At 39.3% G+C, this 840-nt stretch carries 1 protein-coding gene and 1 pseudogene; both read right to left on the reverse strand.

Annotated features, from left to right (window positions below; all coding sequences use genetic code 11):
- A partial coding sequence (locus ON073_RS20405; RefSeq protein ID WP_274763699.1) for an RNA polymerase factor sigma-32 occupies nucleotides 1-439 on the reverse strand: 439 nt, incomplete at its 3' end.
- A 188-nt stretch (nucleotides 440-627) separates the two neighbouring features.
- Nucleotides 628-840: pseudogene (locus tag ON073_RS20410) on the reverse strand (permease-like cell division protein FtsX); the annotation flags it as partial.

Here is an 840-nt window from a genome sequence, read left to right on the forward strand (position 1 = left end):
TTTTGTTTTTACGCAGATTGAAGAATAATTTACGTTGCGCTTTGGTTGTTGCAACTTTAACGATGCGCCAATTTTTTAGCACATACTCATGAATTTCTGCTTTAATCCAGTGAACAGCAAATGATACTAAGCGTACACCTACAGTTGGGTCAAAACGTTTTACTGCCTTCATCAGGCCAACGTTTCCTTCCTGAATAAGATCTGCCTGCGGTAAACCATAACCCGAATAGCTCTTCGCGATATGTGCAACAAATCTAAGGTGTGACATGATTAACGCTCTTGCTGCATTAAGGTCGCCACTGTCCTGTAGCTTCTCTGCCAATGCCTTTTCCTCATCCGCACTTAGCATAGGAATAGTGCTTACAGCTTGTAGATAGCTTTCGATGCTACCTGCATTTTGCGGCATACTAAGTGTTAGGGCATTCATCTCTTTTGTCATATTTCACCTCAGGTGGAGTAACAAACTTTCTCAATTTTAGCACTCTCTTAACTAGAGTGCTAATCTGAATTTACAGGTTTTGAGCAGGAATTCAAGTTAAAGTTCCATGAAACTCGTAAGAAAAAACTAATCTCATGAAATATAAACAATTTTAAATAGAAAGATTCTTTGCGACAGACCAAACAAAGCTAAACTTCGTTTGGTTCTATAGCATCAATGTAGCGTTTAACCGATAAAAACGAGCCAAACAAACCTAGGCTAACTGCTAATCCTAGCAGCACTAAGAACTCGCTAAAGTTAAGCCCTTGCAAATTAAAGCTGGCGTTATAAACCCCCACAACATGGGTTACTGCGTTATCAAGCCAAAGCAACATCATTAATACCGCAAGAAAGGCAATAAA

It is taken from the genome of Pseudoalteromonas sp. G4 (assembly GCF_028875915.1).
GTDB lineage: Bacteria > Pseudomonadota > Gammaproteobacteria > Enterobacterales > Alteromonadaceae > Pseudoalteromonas.